The 15178-nt window shown below is 67.1% G+C and carries 16 protein-coding genes and 1 tRNA gene; 7 read left to right on the forward strand and 10 right to left on the reverse strand.

Annotated features, from left to right (window positions below; translation table 11 throughout):
* Positions 1-2: 2 nt before the first annotated feature.
* The 7 genes from QM721_RS07505 (at position 3) to QM721_RS07535 (ending at position 6808) form a co-directional block, all read left to right on the forward strand.
* A complete protein-coding gene (locus tag QM721_RS07505; RefSeq protein ID WP_415120555.1) occupies positions 3-1454 on the forward strand; it encodes an ATP-binding protein in 1452 nt (483 codons plus the stop codon).
* 62 nt (positions 1455-1516) lie between these two features.
* The gene (locus QM721_RS07510) at positions 1517-2005 is read left to right on the forward strand and encodes a hypothetical protein (protein ID WP_415120557.1); all 489 of its coding nucleotides are present in this window, start codon (positions 1517-1519) and stop codon (positions 2003-2005) included.
* On the forward strand, positions 2002-3777 hold the full coding sequence (locus QM721_RS07515) for a type IV secretory system conjugative DNA transfer family protein (RefSeq protein WP_415120559.1): 1776 nt from the start codon (positions 2002-2004) through the stop codon (positions 3775-3777). Before QM721_RS07510 ends, QM721_RS07515 begins: the two co-directional genes overlap by 4 nt.
* Before the next feature lie 88 nt (positions 3778-3865).
* Entirely contained in the window at positions 3866-4309 is a 444-nt protein-coding gene (locus QM721_RS07520; protein WP_415120561.1) for a single-stranded DNA-binding protein, read from the forward strand.
* Between the two features lie 10 nt (positions 4310-4319).
* Positions 4320-4907 carry a hypothetical protein gene (locus tag QM721_RS07525; protein ID WP_415120563.1) on the forward strand — a complete coding sequence of 196 codons (588 nt, stop codon included), beginning with the start codon at positions 4320-4322 and terminating at the stop codon, positions 4905-4907.
* 4 nt (positions 4908-4911) lie between these two features.
* Positions 4912-5136: a hypothetical protein gene (locus tag QM721_RS07530; RefSeq protein ID WP_415120565.1), complete on the forward strand. Its 225-nt coding sequence runs from the start codon at positions 4912-4914 to the stop codon at positions 5134-5136.
* A gap of 184 nt (positions 5137-5320) precedes the next feature.
* Entirely contained in the window at positions 5321-6808 is a 1488-nt protein-coding gene (locus tag QM721_RS07535) for a recombinase family protein (protein WP_415120567.1), read from the forward strand.
* 163 nt (positions 6809-6971) lie between these two features.
* On the opposite strand, the gene QM721_RS07540 is transcribed toward QM721_RS07535, so the two are convergent.
* From QM721_RS07540 to QM721_RS07585, 10 genes are all read right to left on the reverse strand, one after another.
* Positions 6972-7044 (reverse strand) — tRNA-Ala (locus tag QM721_RS07540).
* Positions 7045-7109: 65 nt separating this feature from the next.
* Entirely contained in the window at positions 7110-7466 is a 357-nt protein-coding gene (locus QM721_RS07545) for a hypothetical protein (protein ID WP_415120569.1), read from the reverse strand.
* Between the two features lie 166 nt (positions 7467-7632).
* Entirely contained in the window at positions 7633-8250 is a 618-nt protein-coding gene (locus tag QM721_RS07550; protein ID WP_415120571.1) for a histidine phosphatase family protein, read from the reverse strand.
* Entirely contained in the window at positions 8247-8642 is a 396-nt protein-coding gene (gene rsfS / locus QM721_RS07555) for a ribosome silencing factor (protein ID WP_415120573.1), read from the reverse strand. The genes QM721_RS07550 and rsfS overlap by 4 nt, the downstream gene beginning before the upstream one ends.
* Before the next feature lie 14 nt (positions 8643-8656).
* The gene (gene nadD, locus QM721_RS07560; RefSeq protein ID WP_415120575.1) at positions 8657-9289 is read right to left on the reverse strand and encodes a nicotinate-nucleotide adenylyltransferase; all 633 of its coding nucleotides are present in this window, start codon (positions 9287-9289) and stop codon (positions 8657-8659) included.
* The gene (locus tag QM721_RS07565) at positions 9289-9423 is read right to left on the reverse strand and encodes a hypothetical protein (protein WP_415120577.1); all 135 of its coding nucleotides are present in this window, start codon (positions 9421-9423) and stop codon (positions 9289-9291) included. Before QM721_RS07565 ends, nadD begins: the two co-directional genes overlap by 1 nt.
* Before the next feature lie 184 nt (positions 9424-9607).
* Complete coding sequence (locus QM721_RS07570) at positions 9608-10849, reverse strand: glutamate-5-semialdehyde dehydrogenase (protein ID WP_415120579.1); 1242 nt, start codon at positions 10847-10849, stop codon at positions 9608-9610.
* Positions 10850-11080: 231 nt separating this feature from the next.
* Positions 11081-12556 carry an MFS transporter gene (locus QM721_RS07575; RefSeq protein WP_415120581.1) on the reverse strand — a complete coding sequence of 492 codons (1476 nt, stop codon included), beginning with the start codon at positions 12554-12556 and terminating at the stop codon, positions 11081-11083.
* A 36-nt stretch (positions 12557-12592) separates the two neighbouring features.
* Complete coding sequence (locus tag QM721_RS07580) at positions 12593-13615, reverse strand: L-idonate 5-dehydrogenase (RefSeq protein WP_415120583.1); 1023 nt, start codon at positions 13613-13615, stop codon at positions 12593-12595.
* Between the two features lie 89 nt (positions 13616-13704).
* Positions 13705-15177, reverse strand: coding sequence for a mannitol dehydrogenase family protein (locus QM721_RS07585; protein WP_415120585.1), 1473 nt, complete (start codon positions 15175-15177; stop codon positions 13705-13707).
* Position 15178 lies beyond the last annotated feature (1 nt).

Raw genomic sequence — 15178 nt, forward strand, 5'->3', positions numbered from 1 at the left:
CCGTGCTGGTTGCGCCGTCGAAGGAACGCCGCAAGCTCCGCAAACAGCGCCGCCGCGCCGAAGCCCGCCTCCACGCCGAACAGCGCAAGACCGAACTCGCCGCCGCGAAAGCAAAGGCTGAGGCGGAGCGGGCGGAGCGGCGCGCCACGATCTACCTGCCGAAGAGCGGCGAGCCGGGTGCGGCGCAGCTCAGGACGCCGGGACGGTTCCGGCTCCCGCGCCACCAGGACACCTCCGCCACGTTGGCGGGGGCGTATCCGTTCGTCGCCGAAGGCGGCCTCGGTGCCGATGGGGTGTTCGTCGGGCAAGACCTCTACTCCGGTGGTTCGTTCGTGTACGACCCGTGGGTGCTGTACGCGCGCGGCATCATCACCGCACCGAACGTGGTCCTGGCCGGGATCGTCGGCTCCGGCAAATCCTCCCTCGCCAAGTCCCTCTACACGCGCTCGTTGCCGTTCGGGCGCAGGGTCTACGTGCCCGGTGATCCGAAGGGTGAACACACCGCCGTCGCCAACGCCGTCGGCGGCCGGGCCATCGTCCTCGGCCACGGCCTCAACACCCGCCTGAACCCGCTTGATGAAGGCCACCGCCCGTCCGGGTTGTCGGATGAGCAGTGGGCCTCCACCGTCGCCGCCCGCAGGCGCGACCTGATCGGCGCACTCGCCGAAACCGTGCTCGCGCGGGGGTTGTCACCGTTGGAGCACACCGCGATCGACCTGGCGTTGACGCAGACGGTGCGGGAGAACTCGGTGCCGATCCTGCCGATGATGGTTGACCGCATCCTCAACCCCAGCACCGACACCGACGGCCGCCTCGCCGAAGACGGCCGCCTCGTCGGCCACGCCCTGCGACGTCTCGTGGCCGGCGATCTTGCGGGACTGTTCGACGGCCCCTCCACCGTGACGTTCGACCCGAGCCTGCCGATGATCTCCCTCGACCTCTCGCGAGTCACGGAGAACAGCACCCTCATCTCGGTGTTGATGACGTGTTCGTCGGCGTGGATGGAGTCCGCGTTGCTTGATCCGAATGGTGGGCAGCGGTGGGTGATCTACGACGAGGCATGGCGGCTCATGTCCCACCCAGCGCTACTACGGCGGATGGACGCGCACTGGCGGCTCGCCCGGCACTACGGGATTGCGAACATGCTGATCTTCCACAAGCTCACCGACCTCGACAACGTCGGCGACCAAGGCTCCGCCATGCGCTCACTCGCCAACTCATTGCTGGCGAATGCGGAGACGCGGATCGTGTACCGGCAGGAGTCCGACCAACTCGGACCCACCGCCCAAGCTCTCGGCCTGACCGGCACCGAGCAGCAACTCTTGCCGAACCTCGGCGTCGGTCAAGGGCTGTGGCGGATCAAAGCCAGGAGCTTCGTGACCCAGCACCAGCTCCACCCCGCCGAGCTCGCCCTGTTTGATACGAGCTCTCGGGCGGCTGGGGGTCACCGATGAACCTCTCACGCCCACACCACTCCGGCGACCGGGAACCTGAGGTGCCTGTCGATCTGCCGCATGTGGTCGTCACCGTCGCTGCCGACGGCACGCTGACCGCAGCCGTCGATGGCATCGCCCATCCGCAACCTGCTTCGGGTGCGTGGACTCGGGCGACGTTCGGGCCGCCGATGGACGAGATCACCAACGACCGCACCATCTCGGTGCGGGTCGAGGTCCGCGAATGCGACGGCGGGGTGTTCACGGACATCATCCATGCCCGCAAACGAACCCCACCCGCCCGAGCCGCTGAGCAGGAACCTGTTCCAGGGACGCGGCGAGGTCGCCGAGCCGCGACGCCGCGAACGCTGCGGCTCGTGGAAGTGGAGGGCGACGGGTTTGTGCCGGGTGAGGATGTTGCTGTCGCGGTCATCGTGAGCCACACCGACGCCACCGGAACCGGCAACGCTCGGGCGCTGGTCGATCTCGACGACCTCCCGCCCAACGCAACGGGCGAGGTCATCCTGTTCGGGCGCATCTCGGGCACGACCGCGATTCGGCGGCTGCAATGAACCCGAGACAGGGCGGGAGCATGGGCGACGAACTCACCAACGCCGCACTCATCGCCCTGATTGGAGCTTTCGGCCCCGCCGTTGCTCTGCGCGGTGCCGGATCGGTCGCCGCCTTTCTCTCCGGCACACCCCAACCGACGGCAGGTCCCGCGTCGGGGCTCGGGGTGCTGTTCGACCCTGGCAATCCTGCTGCCGCGCTCGGCGCGGACGGTCTCAGTCCGGTCGTCTACTGGATCGTCACGACCCTGCTGCTCGCGACGCTCGTCGCCGGTGCCTCGTGGGTGTGGATGTGGGTTCGCCGCCACAACCGCAAAGTGGAGACTGACCCGCATCGCCTTGCCGGTATCGCGACTGCGCACGAGGTGAAGACAACTGCATCGGCGAAAGCACTCCTGCATCGTGCCGGAACGCTGCGACCGTCGCTGGAAACACCGACACCTGCGGAGGTCGGCTACCTGCTCGGGGCCAGTCGTGGGACCGGGGTGTGGGCGCCGGTGGAGGACTCGATCCTGCTGATCGGCCCGCCCCGCTCGGGCAAGGGTCTGCACGTTGTCATCAACGCGATCCTCGACGCACCCGGCCCGGTCGTCACCACGAGCACCAGGCCAGACAACCTGACCGCCACGCTCCGTGCCCGGCGACGCGCGGGTGGGCCGGTTGCGGTGTTCGACCCGCAACATCTGGCCGAGGGCATCCCGGCTGGGTTGCGTTGGTCTCCCGTGCGCGGGTGTGAGGACCCGCTGACCGCGATGATCCGCGCCAACGGACTCGCCGCCGCCACCGGCCTCTCCTCCGGGGGCGTGGAGTCTGGCGGGTTCTGGGAAGGCAAGACCCGTACCGCGCTTCAAGCCTTGTTGCACGCCGCCGCTCTTGACGGTCGTCCGCCTGCTGAGTTGTTCCGGTGGACCCTCGACCCCAGCGCCGCCGCCGAAACAGTCGCGATCCTGAACTCGCACCCGAACGCAGCGATGGGGTGGGGCGACTCGCTCGGCGCGATGATCGACGCCGACCCCAAGACCCGCGACAGCATCTGGCAAGGAGTCTCCCTCGCACTCGCAGCCCTCGCCGACCCCCGAGTGCTCGATGCCGTCACACCCGGCCCGCACGAACAGTTCGACCCCGAAACCTTCCTCACCCAACAAGGCACGCTCTATCTGCTCGCCACCGGAGCTGGGGCCGGCGCGTCAGCCGCGCTCGTCGCGGCGTTCGTTGAAGACCTCATCGAAACCGCCCGCCGTCTCGCCGCCCGCTCACCCGGAGCCCGACTCGACCCGCGGCTACTGCTGGCCCTGGACGAGATCGGCAACCTCGCACCCCTCCCGTCCTTGCCGACGCTGATGGCTGAAGGTGGTGGCACAGGGATCACGACCATGCCGGTGTTGCAGTCCCTTGCTCAAGCCCGCGACCGGTGGAGCGAGCACCAAGCCGGGGCGATCTGGGACGCCAGCATCGTCAAGATCATCCTCGGCGGCGCATCCAACAGCCGAGACCTCCAAGACCTCTCCACCCTCATCGGCGAACGCGACGAATACACCGACAGCATCACCCTCGGAGATCGCGGCACCCGCTCCAACCAGCGCTCCATCCGGCGCGTGCCGATCCTGCCACCCGACCGCATCCGCACCCTGCCCTTCGGCACCGGCATCACCTTGCTGCGCTCCGCACCACCCATCGTCACCGACCTGCGCACATGGCCCGCCCGCCCCGACGCCGCCCAGCTCCGTGAGGATCGCGCCGAACTCGAAGCGCTCCTACGCCGCCCCGCACCCTGACCGTCTCGGCGCTCTGGGTATGGGGGCGCACCTGCCTGATACAGCGGCCACAAAACGGCTGGCCGCCTGACATCAGAAGGAGCCAATCATGGCCATTCACACGCAGGAGTCGCTCTCGGGATTCATCGCTTCCGACCCGCAGCTTACGGAAACCGCGAAGGGTGACGCGAGGCTCTTCGCCCGCATCGGCAAAGAGCATTTCCGTCGAGAGGAGGATGGCTCGTTCACGCAAACAGAGACGACCTACCACCACCTGGTGATGTTCGGTCGTTCTGCCGAGCACGCGCACGCGAATTTCGTCGCAGGCGACAGTTTCATCGCCGAGGGCTATACGCGCGAAGTCAGCTACGAACGCAACGGCCAGGCCATCGAGTCTGAGGAGTTCGTCGCCAAGAAGATCGGTCACGACGCCGCTCGGACCCGCTACACGGTGGATCGCTCGCCGCGCAACGGGGTCGCTCGTGACGCTGCTGCCTACGACTCGCCACAACGCTCAACGCCGAAGGCGCACACCACCTTAGTGAGCATGTGAGGTACCAGCGATGAGTGAACAAGACCCAAATCAGCCGGTCCCTGACCAGCCAGAAGTAGACGAGCCCGATGTGTTCGACGGACCCCCAAGAGTCACTAACTCTGACATTCCCGAACCACCGCATCCGGTGAACTGGAACCTCCTGACGGCGCACGACCTAGAGCAGGAATGGCTCGCGCTCAACCGGTGGGTGGACTGGCTGCGCCACACCTACGGCCTTCCCGTATCGGTGATCCCTCCGTTCTGGCACCACCACCCAGAACTCGTCTGGGAACTCTCCGCGTTGCACCTGCACTGGCTCGCCGCGTACGACCCCCAGCAGGACGCATCCGCACCGCTCGGATGGCACCGCGACTTCGCCGACGCACGAGAACGACTGAAGTACTGGGTGTCGACCTGCGGCACGCGCGGCGATTTCGACCGCCCCACACGCCAAGCGGCCTGGCCCGGTGAGGACCAAGCACAGTCGATCCAGGACGTGAAGTTCGATGACCGTGACGCCGAGTTCGTCGAGTTCGTGATCGCCCAGGTGCGCAAGCGCCAAGAAGCCGAAGACGAGTTCTATGCGAATCTCGATCCCGATGACGAAGCGCTATAGAACGATGAGCCGCTACACGAAGAAGACCGACCGGCGCTCCTACGAGGAGCGGGCGTTCTCCATCCGAGCCGTGCACAGAGACCGGGCCGACCTGCACAAACTCGCCGAGGTCCTCATCCGCCTGACGTTGCAGGAGACCGGAGACAGTAGGGCCGCCCGCGAAGCTGTCCGAGTGCCCGACACCTACCGGACCGAACCAACCCTGGTCGCGTCGGACGCAGCCCGGTAGAATCAATGTACAAGCCTCGCAACGCGGGGTGTTGTGCCTCTAAACCTCGTCATCTGGCGAGCAACACGCACCGAGACCCGATCTGGGCCTCGCCCTACAGCCTTCACCGGCTGCTCTCACGATCAACACCCCTCCCACGGCAACGGGGAGCGCGAGGGTCGGACCGTGTGAGAGTGAGCCCCAGATGACAACAGTCGCTACTGACCCAACAGCCAGCCTGATCGAACCACCCAAAGGTGGCGCTGCTGCCGTCTCCTATCTGCGAGTTTCCACCCGCGAACAAGCAGAAAAGGGCGGCACCGACGAAGGCTTTTCCATCCCGGCCCAGCGAGAAGCAACCCGCCGCAAAGCCGAACAACTCGGCGCCGGGATCGTCGAAGAGTTCATCGACGCCGGAGCCTCAGCAAAATCCGCCGACCGGCCAGAGCTGATGCGGATGATCCAGTACGTCAAGGCCAACAAGGTCTCCTACTGCATCGTCCACAAGGTCGACCGGCTCGCCCGCAATCGCGCCGACGATGTGAGCATCCACCTGGCCCTCCAACAGTGCGGGGTCATGCTGGTCTCCGCGACGGAGAACATCGACGAGACGCCCTCAGGGATGCTGCTACACGGCATCATGTCCACGATCGCGGAGTTCTACAGCCGCAACCTGGCCACCGAGGTCGCCAAAGGCATGAACCAGAAAGCCATCGGCGGCGGCACCAACGGCAAAGCACCCATCGGCTACCTCAACATCCGCACGCGCGACGAGCTGGGCCGCGAGCTGCGCACGATCGAACTCGACCCCGAGCGGGCACCCATGATCGAGTGGGCATTCAAGGCCTACGCCTCCGGGGACTGGAGCGTCCGCCAACTCCACGACGAACTCACCTCGCGGGGGCTGCGGAGCCTGCCGACCCCAAAGCGCCCAGCCAAGCCGCTGGCAGTGTCCAGCGTCCACCGCATGCTTACCAACCCGTACAAGGGCGATGTCATCTACCGAGGCACCCGCTACAAGGGCAACCACCCAGCGCTGGTTGCTACCGAGGTTTGGTATCAGGTCCAGTCCGTGCTCACCGCGCACCAGTGCGCTGTCGAAGCGACCCAAGTCCACGGGCATTACCTCAAAGGCACGGTCCATTGCGGACAGTGTGGCTCGCGGCTCATCGTCTCCAACGCGAAGAACCGCCACGGCAACGTCTACTGCTACTTCGTCTGCCCCGGTCGGCACTCCAAGCGCACAGACTGCACCCGCCAGGCCATGCTCATCGACGATGTCGAGAAGCTCGTCGAGGACTACTACAAGCGAGTCCAGATCACACCAGCCCAACAGGATGCACTCGCCGGGATGCTGCACCACGAGTTCGACCGGCTCATGGCGGCCGAAACCGACGAACTCGAACGACTTACCGCGAACCGCGACCGGCTGGAAGGCGAACAGGATCGGCTCATGCAAGCCCATTACGCCGACGCGATCCCGCTCACCGTCCTCAAGCGCGAGCAGGACCGCATCACTGCCGAACTCGACAAGGTAACCCGGCGCATCAACGCCCACTACGGCGACTATGCCGACGCCCGCGCCCACCTCGATGACGCGCTCGGCCTGCTCGCCAACTGCTCCGACATCTACGCCCGCTGCGACGACACGAACCGACGCCTATGCAACCAGGCGTTCTTCACGAAGGTCTAAATCGACGAAGATGGTGAGCTGCGCGCCGAGCACAACCGGCCCTTCGAAATGCTGCTTGACCCGCAAGTGAACGCGAACGCGCTGACCTGGGCCGCAGATACCAACAAGGCCCGAACCTCCACCAACATTGACGTTGGCAAGGGTTCGAGCCTTGTGCGTGGGGTGGAGCTAAGGGGATTCGAACCCCTGACCTCTTCCATGCCATGGAAGCGCGCTACCAACTGCGCCATAGCCCCGAGCGGGCGGCTCGGTAACCCGAGCACGATCAAAAACTCTAGCCGATCGTCGTCCGTCACGCGAATCAGCGACCACTAACCGGGTTCAGCCGTTGCTCGGCGCACCAGGGGATAAGACCGTGGTCGATCGCGTAGCAGACCGCACCGAACCGGCGATAGGCGTCGACCAGCCAACCATCCACGTCGAGGCGTCCGATCATCTTGTGCTGCAGGCAGGCCGCGTCCGCACCGTTGCCCGGGTAGGGATTCACGACCGCCCCAACCTGATCCAGGATGAGGTCCACGGCGCGCGCGTGCACGCTGAAGTCCAGAACCGCTGTGACCCGTCCGTCGGCGTCAATCATCACATTGGCCGGCGTGACACCGGGCCGGCGTGACCACCCTTGCGCTGAGCGGGTCGAGTAGTCGGGCGATCCGGCCACCCAGGTCGGATACCGTCTGGGCGAGCCGTCCGTCGCCGTCCACTTCGGGCAATGCGGGTTCGATCCGGACCACGTCGAAGCGATCGACCGCAACTTCTCCGAGGTGTTGGCACTGCCGGCCTGAGCCGGTCCGGCGGTCCTTCGGTTGGCAGTTGACAGGAAGCCGTCAGGCACCGCCGGCGACGTTGTTCCACGACAACAGCCGCCACCTCTCCCCCGCCGGCTGCAGCACCGACCACGAGGCGTTCCGCAGCCCACCCAGAGTGAGGTTGTGCACGTAGTCCAGCCCGAGCAGAAACACGGTGGCCACCCGCAGCGCGAAACCATGGCCCACCGCCACCACCGTCTGGCCATCGGGCGTGCTCTCGGCGATATCAAGCAGCGCTTCGGCCACCCGGGCACCCGCCTGCGCGCCGGTCTCGCCGGTGGCAGAACGGCGCGCGTCCCGTCCGGCGAACAACGCCTCGGCGAAGTCCGGATGCGCCGCGAACACCTCCGCGTTGGTAAGACCGACCCATTCGCCGACATTGATCTCTTGCAACCGCGGTTCAAGCTCCACCGGCAACCCCACTCGTTCGGCCAGGGCACCCGCGGTGGCCCTGGCCCGGCCCAGGTCGGACGACACGATACGGCTGGGCTGCAGGGCCGCGATGAACGGTGCGGACGCCTGGGCCTGCTGAACGCCGCGCGCGTTCAATGCCACCTCCGCCTGGCCCTGGTAGCGGCCTTCGACGTTCCAGGACGTCTCACCGTGCCGCCAGACCACGAGCCGCGCGGCCGTCACGAGTCTGCGCGTGGAGCGCCGGGCATCGCCTCGGCCAGATCACCCAGGTCGATTCGCGGGCAATCCCGCCAGAGCCGCTCCAGGGTGTAAACGGCGCGCTCCTCGCTGTGCATCACATGCACCACCAGGTCGATGAAGTCGAGCAGTACCCAGCGGTTCTCGCCGTGTCCCTCGCGCCGGGCCGGTTTCTCGCCGTGCGCCAGCAGTGCCTCTTCGACGGCGTCGACGATGGCACCCACCTGCCGCTCGTTACCGGCGCTCACGATCAGAAAGACATCGGTGATGGCCAGCGGCTCGGACACGTCGAAGGCCACCAGATCATTGCCCAGCTTGTCGGACGCCGCCTGCGCGGCGATACGGGTCAGGCTGATCGCGTGGTCCGTTGCAGTCATCAAGCTCCCTGGGTCTAGCGGTAAAGGCCGCGTTTGGCGATGTACTGGACGATACCGTCCGGCACCAGGTACCAGATCGGCAGGCGCTGCTTCACCCGCGTGCGACAGTCGGTGGACGAGATGGCCAGGGCCGGCACCTCGAGCAGGGTGACCTTATCGGGCGGCAGGTGCTCGATGTCGCTCGCATCGAGCGTGGTGCCCGGTCGGCTCACCCCGACGAAATGCGCGAGCTCGAACAACTCCAGCACGCCATGCCAGGTGAGGATTTGGCTCAGCGCGTCGGCACCGGTGATGAAGAACAGATCGACCTCCTCGCCGTAGTGCTTACGCACGTCGCGCAGAGTGTCGAGGGTGTAGGTCGAGCCTGGCCGGTCGATGTCGACCCGGCTCACCGAGAATCTCGGGTTCGACGCGGTCGCGATAGTCGTCATCAGGTAGCGGTCCTCGGCTACCGAGACGCTGCGATCGGCCTTCTGCCAGGGCTGGCCGGTGGGAACGAACACCACCTCGTCCAGCGTGAATTTGGCAGCAACCTCACTGGCGGCCACCAGGTGACCGTGATGAATCGGGTCGAAAGTGCCGCCCATCACGCCCAGCCGTCGCCGCCTGGAGCCGTCGTCGGTCCAGGCGAGCCCGGTATTGGTCATCAGCAGTGCGGACGGCTCTTACCGACGCCCCACACCACCCGCAGACACACCAACAGCAGAAAGAAGATCGTCCCGCCGATGATCCACGGCAGGTTCGCGTCGTGCGCCGCCGCAGTTTCCATGAGAACACCCATGCGCGGGATCCTAACGGTGCCGGGCCGCGCACGGCCACCGTCCGCGCGGCGCGTGGAAGCGCGGGTCAGAAAACCTCGCCCGGACAGAACTGGTACCCAGCACGGCCAGCGCCCGGCAATGGTCGTCCGGCGCGGGTGACAGCCGACAGGCTCAAGCAGCGGCGCTGTGCTGCTCGGCGTCACCTCACCGACGAATCTGGCCGTCCCCGTTGACGATGTATTTCGAGGAGGTCATCTCGGCCAGGCCCATCGGCCCGCGGGCATGCAGCTTCTGGGTCGAGATGCCGATCTCGGCGCCGAAGCCGAACTCGCCGCCGTCGATGAACCGCGACGACGCGTTCACCAGCACGGCCGCGGCGTCCACCTCGGCCACGAACCGGTCAGCCGAGGCCCGGTCGTTGGTCACGATCGTCTCGGAGTGCCCTGTGGTGTGGGCCCTGACGTGCTCGATCGCCGATCCGAGCGAGTCGACCACGTCGGCGGCGATGTCGAGCGAGAGGTACTCGGCATCGAACTCGCCCGGCCCGGCCGGCACCACCTGGCCGGAGTACTCCTGCACCGCCTCGGTGCCGTGCACGGTGACGTCGGCCGCTGCCAGCGCGCTGAGCGCCTTGGGCAGGAACTCCTCAGCGATCGCGGCGTGCACCAGCAGCGTCTCGACCGCGTTGCAGACGCTCGGCCGCTGCGCCTTGGCGTTGAGCAGTATCTCAAGCGCCATCTCCTGGTCGGCGCTGGCGTCGACGAACAGGTGGCAGTTGCCGGTGCCAGTCTCGATCACCGGAACCTTCGAGCCCTCGACGACGGCGTTGATCAGGCCCGCTCCCCCGCGCGGAATCAACACGTCGACGAGCCCTCGGGCCGCCATCAGCTCGTGCGTCACCTCGCGCCCGCCCTCAACCAACTGGACGGCGTCGGCCGGCAGCCCGGCCGTCTCGAGCCCCGCCCGCAGGGCCGTCACGACAGCCCGGTTCGACTCCAGCGCCGAGGACGATCCGCGCAGCAGGGCGGCGTTGCCTGACTTGACGCAGATGCCGGCGGCGTCGGCGGTGACGTTCGGCCGGGCCTCGTAGATGATGCCGACCACCCCGAACGGCACCCGCACCTGCCGCACCTGGACGCCGTTGGCATTGGTCCAGCCGCGCACCACATCGCCCACCGGGTCGGCCAGCCGGGCCAGGTCGCGCAGGCCGCCCACCATGCCGTCGACCCGTTGCGGGTTGAGCCGCAACCGGTCGATCAGGGCATCGGACGTACCGGCGCGACGGGCCCGCTCGACGTCGCGCTGGTTGGCTTTGAGCACGTCGCCTTCGGCGCCGGCCAGCGCGTCGGCCATGGCATTCAGCGCCACGTCCTTTGCCGCCCGGTTGAGGGTGGCGAGGGCCACCGCGGCCCGCTTGGCCGCCTGCGCCTGATCGATGAAGGTCACCGCGGCAGAATACCGCCGACCCACCATGATCGAACCATCCGAGTTCGGGGCCAAGCCACACCGACCGATGCACCGGGCCGTCCGAACGGCTCCGGACGGCCCCGTGCTGAAGGCACGGCGAGAGGATGCCCTGACCAGCTCGACCAGCGCTGGTTGAGCCCGTCGAAACCCCTGGCCACAGGGCCATAGCCGAGGTCTCGACCAGCTCGACCAGCAACAATCAGCACGTCGTCAGCCCAGCTTGGCGAGCTCCTCCTCGCAGGTGGGCAGGCCGAGCTGCTTGCGCTCCTTGCGAGCAAACGGGCCAATGATCGCCTCGCCTTTGCGGGCGTCGTTCAGCACCGTGAGATCGCGCCCGGCGGTCTCGGGCATCACGATGGCCGCGCCGAGCGAGCAGATCGAGAAGAACCCGATCATGATCGCGATCGGCCAGGCCGACCCGCCCGTCCCCTGCACCAGCGCCGCGGCGACCACGGGGCCGATGCCCGTGGCGACGATGGCCGCCAGCTCTTTGGCCAGCGCGAGCTGGGTGAGCCTGGCCCGGGCGCCGAACAGCTCCGACATGGTGTTGTTCTCCAACGAGGCCAACGCCAGCACCGAGGTCTGGTGAATGATGATGTAGCCGGCGAACACACTGCTCACGTTCTTGGTGGCGATCATCCAGATCATCGGCCCGGCCAGCACCAGCGCGATCGACGACATCACGATGTACATCAGCTTGCGGCCGACCTGGTCGCTCAGCCAGCCGATCAGCGGAACGACGGCGAAACCGACCAGCGACGAGGTGATCACCACGCCGGTGCCGATGGACGGAGCCAGCAGCAGCACGCTGGTGATGTAGCTGATCAGGTAGGTCTGGATCATGCCCGAGTTACCGGCCTGGCCGAAGCGCAGGAAGAAGCCCTCGAAGAATGCCTTGCCCTTGCGCTCGTGCAGGGCATCGGCCAGCACGTTGTCGTGCGCTGCGGCCTTGTCGAGTTCCTCCCGGCTCAGCGCCTGGCCCTCGACGATGTCGGCACGGCCCTCGAAGACCGGGGACTCCCGCAGGTTGCGGCGCAGCCACACGGCGAACAGCATGATCAGCGACGATGCGATGAAAGGAATCCGCCAGCCCCATTCGACCACGGCCTCGGTCGACAACGTGGCGACCAGGACGCCCCAGATGGCCGAGGCGCCGAGCGTCCCGGAATTGGTGCCCAGAGCCACCAGCGAACCGACCAGGCCGCGGCTCTTGCGCGGCGCGTACTCGGTGAGCATGACCGACGAGCCCGCGATCTCGGCGCCGGCCCCGAAACCCTGCGCCAGCCGCAGCACGACCAGCAGCACCGGGGCCATGATGCCGATCTGGCCGTAGGTGGGCAGAAAGCCGATCAGCGTGGTCGCGACACCCATCAAGGCGATCGTGTAGAAGAGCACCCGGGTACGACCGACCCGGTCGCCCAGGCGTCCGAAGTACCAGGCGCCGAGCGGGCGGCTCAGGTAGCCGGTGGCGTAGGTGGCCATGGACGCGATGATCGCGACACCGGGTGCTTCGCCGGGGAAGAAGACCTTGCTGAACACCAGAGCCGCGGCCAGGGAGTAGAGCTGAAAATCCATGAATTCCAGGGCCGTTCCGAGCCAGCCCGAGACGGCCGCCCTGGCAAGATCTTTGGTGGAGCGCTCGGCAACGGTGCCGGACGTTCCACCGGCCGCGCTATCTGCGGTCATCGGAATGCTCCTTCGGTTGTAGGGGGGTACAGCGGGTCAGACCTCGTCGTCGAGCCACAGCGAGACGACGACCTTGCCGCTCTCCTGGCTGTTGCGGGCGGTCTCGAATGCTTCGACGATGCGATCGGCGTCGATCACGTGCGTAATCACCTTCGCGATCTGCGGGTAGTCGGCCAACATGGCGATGGCCTGGTCGATCTCGTTGTCGAACCGGAACGTGCCCAGGTAGCGCACTTCGCGGCTGACCAGGGGTTCGAGGTTCACCGCGATCTTGTCGGCCGGCAGAATGCCGACCTGCACCACGGTGCCGGCCCGGCGTACGGCGCCCAGGGCCTGGTTGACGGCGGGCGCCACCCCCGAGCATTCGAACACCACGTCGTAGGCCAGCGGCGGCACCTCGTCGACGCCGGCTTTCAAGGTGGTCGTGGCACCCACCGCCCGAGCACGCTCCAGCGGCCCCTCCAGCATGTCGGTCGCGGTCACCTCGGCGGCATTCAGGGCCGCCGCTGCCGCGACGACGCACAGCCCGATCGGCCCCGATCCGGTGACCAGCACCTTCTGCCCCTCGACACCGCCTGCGATCGAGATGGCATGCAACGCGACGGCCAGTGGCTCGGCCAGCGCGGCGTCGCGGGTCGAGAGGCCCTCGGGCAGTTCACGAACCATGAAGGCGGGCACCAGGCGGTACTGGCTCATGCCGCCCTGGGTGTGCGGCGTGGTGGACGCGCTGCCGAAGTAGCTGCCGCCGGGCCACAGGTACTTGCGGTTCTCGATACCCGGCTGCGGGGTTCCGTAGGTCGCCGGGGCGATGGTCACCCGGGTGCCGGCAGCCCAGCGTCCGGACGGGTCGAGGTCGATCACCCCCGACATCTCGTGGCCAGGCGTGAACGGCTCGGTGACCACGAAGGCCCCGTTGCGGCCGTGAAAGTAGTAGTGCAGGTCAGAACCGCAGATGCCGCCGTACTGCATGCGCACCCGCACCTCGCCATCGCCGGGCTCGGGAACGGGGGCGTCCTCGATGGTGATGTTTTCGGCGCCGTGAATCTTGAGGGTCTTCATTGACTGTCCTTCGCAGGTTGGAGTTGCGGGCTGTAGGCCTGGTGGTTGAGCTTGTCGAAACCCCTTGGTCGTACAAGCGAGTCGTGGGGTCAGGCGTCGAGAGCAGCCTGGGCCGCGGCCCGGACGCCATGGCTGACGATGATCTGGACGAGCTCGGCGACGCGCTCCACGAACACGTCGGAGTCGGCCAGAGCATCGGGGAAGAAGCCACCACGCACGATGGCCTCCACATGGGACTGCACCGAACCGGCACCGACGGTTGTCTCGACCAGCTTGTCCCGGGCCGGCTCGACCATGGCGTCGGCGACCGGGCCGGGGGCGAAGCCGGCCGGGGGCGCGACGCAGGCGATCCAGCCGGCCACCATCAAGGCCAGTTGCTGCGGCACCTCACCCAGGTTCAGCATGCGCAACGCCGGGTCGGGCACCCGCTGCAGCAGTTTGAGCGACCCGTCCGAACCCACCCGCGCAGTGGCGTCGCCCAGGGCGTGGTTACTCCACCGATCGAACAGTTCGGCGATGTAGGCCTGCGGATCGAAGCCGGAGGGCAACTCGATGCTGGGCAGATATTCGTTGTTGAGTAACTCGGTGACGCAGGCGCGCACGAAGTCCTGGCCGAAGCTGGCCGGAATCGTCTCGGTACCCGAGAGTCCACCCAGGTACGCAATCAGCGAGTGCGAGCCGTTCAGCAGCCGCAGCTTCACCAGCTCGTATGCCTCCACCTCGTCGCTGAAGATCGCGCCCGCCTGCTCCCAGGCCGGACGCCCGGCGGCGAACCGGTCTTCGATCACCCACATGCTGAACCGCTCCGCCGGTACTGGAACAGCGTCGGTCAGGCCGAGCAGCTCAGCCGCCCGGGCACGGGTGACATCGGTGGTGCCGGGCACGATTCGATCGACCATCGCGTTCGGAAAGGTGACCGAGGCACCAAACCAGTCGTGAAAACCGGCCGGGGTGACAGTTGCCTGCAGGTACTGGCCGACCATCGCTTGCGCGGTGTGCCCGGCCGATACCAGGTTGTCGCACGACAAGATGGTGATCGGTTCGGCGCTGGCCTGGTAGCGCCGGATCAGCGCTCCGGCGAGCTGGCCGATGCTGGTGCGCGGGGCAGCCGGAGTGGCCAGATCGGCACTGATCGCCGGCCCGTCGACGTCAAGGGCCCCGGTGACTGCGTTGCGGCAGTAGCCGTTCTCACTGATCGTCATCGTGACGATGCGAATCGCCGGGTCGGCGATCCGAGCCATGAGTTCGGCGGTCTGCTCGGCGGCCACCATGGTTTCGCGATGCACGTCCACCACGTCGACCCGTTCGCCCGCGCTCGACAATTCGAGAATCGAGTACCTGTGGTGCTGGGCGGCCAGCGCGTCCACCACGCGGCGCGACCGGTTCGCCACCGCGACGATTCCCCAGTCGCCGCCGGCTGCGGCCATGGCCTTCGCGGTGTAGACCGCGGCATGTGCCCGATGGAAATTGCCGATGCCGAGGTGCAGCATGCCCGGGGTCGGCGGAGCACTCGCACCGAGCACCGCGCCACGATAGCTGGCCAGAGATAGGTCGTGGATCATC

Origin of the sequence: Micropruina sp., assembly GCF_047602085.1 — a bacterium.
Lineage (GTDB): Bacteria > Actinomycetota > Actinomycetes > Propionibacteriales > Propionibacteriaceae > Micropruina.